Source organism: Lactobacillus nasalidis (genome assembly GCF_016587775.1).
GTDB lineage: Bacteria > Bacillota > Bacilli > Lactobacillales > Lactobacillaceae > Lactobacillus > Lactobacillus nasalidis.
This window is the reverse complement of sequence record NZ_BOCG01000049.1, coordinates 1-1183: the sequence shown is the minus strand read 5'-3', so window position 1 is coordinate 1183 and position 1183 is coordinate 1. Positions and strand designations below refer to the sequence as shown.

Annotated in this window: 2 protein-coding genes; both read right to left on the bottom strand. The window is 57.3% G+C overall.

What is annotated here, in order from left to right:
- A partial coding sequence (locus tag lacNas_RS00385; protein ID WP_201346488.1) for an ATP-binding protein occupies positions 1–235 on the bottom strand: 235 nt, incomplete at its 3' end.
- 2 nt (positions 236–237) lie between these two features.
- Positions 238–1183 (bottom strand): MutS-related protein (locus lacNas_RS00380; protein ID WP_444979747.1); only part of this gene is annotated, 946 nt, incomplete at its 5' end.

Here is a 1183-nt window from a genome sequence, read left to right as displayed (position 1 = left end):
TGGTCGCGTGCCGCATGAAGGCCAGGTCGACCTGGTCGGCGGCAATGCCGCTGCCGTTGTCTTGGACCGAAACCTGTTTTAAGCCGGAATGCTGGACTTCAACCCTAATCCGGCTGGCCTGGGCATCGATTGCGTTTTCCACCAGCTCCTTGACCACGCTGGCCGGCCGTTCGATGACTTCGCCGGCCGCGATCTGGTTGGTCAGATTTTCTGAAAGTTCATGAATTTTCGCCATTGTTATTCCTTCAAGGCCTTCTGCCAGTCAGCCACCAGCTGCATGACTTCCAGAGGCGTTTTTTCATTCAGGTTGACCTGACTGATCTCATCCAAAAGCTCGGCCTGCTCTTCATTGACCGGATCCTCTTCAATCTCGACCGGATTGAAGAGGTCCAGCTGCTGGCTGGGGTTGATTTCCCTGGCCCCTTCAGCCTCCAGGCGCTTGAGCATGCTGGAAGCCTCGCGCAAAACACTCCGCGGCAAGCCGGCCAATTTGGCCACGTGAATCCCGTAAGACTGGTCGGCCGGGCCGGGCAGAATCTTGTGCAGGAAGATCAGCTTGCCGTTTTCTTCAGTAGCGCCGACGTGGATGTTTTTCAGCTTCGGCAGGGTCTGGTCCAGCTCGGTCAGTTCGTGGTAGTGCGTGGCAAACAGCGTCTTGGCGCCGACCTTGTCATGCAGGTACTTGATGATTGCCCCGGCCAGGGCCATCCCGTCATAAGTCGCCGTCCCGCGGCCGATCTCGTCAAACAGGACCAGCGAGCGGCTTGAAGCATGCTGGAGGGCCTCGTTGGCCTCGCTCATTTCCACCATGAAGGTGCTCTTGCCTGAATACAGGTCATCAGCTGCCCCGATCCGGGTAAAGATCTGGTCAAAAACCGGCAGCTTGGCGCTCTCAGCCGGCACGAAAGAACCGATCTGGGCCATGATCGCAATCAAGGCCAGCTGCCGCATGTAGGTGCTCTTACCGGACATGTTCGGGCCGGTGATCAGGTAAATCGAGGTATCCTCGTCCATGATCAAGTCGTTTGGAATGTAGGAGCCAGCCGGCAAAACGGCTTCAACGACCGGATGGCGGCCGTTTTTGATAAAAATCTCGTTTTTGGCGGAAAAACTCGGCCGGCAGTAGTTCTTTTCCTCAGCGTCCTGGGCAAAGGCCACGAAGACGTCCAGGGCCGCCAGCTTG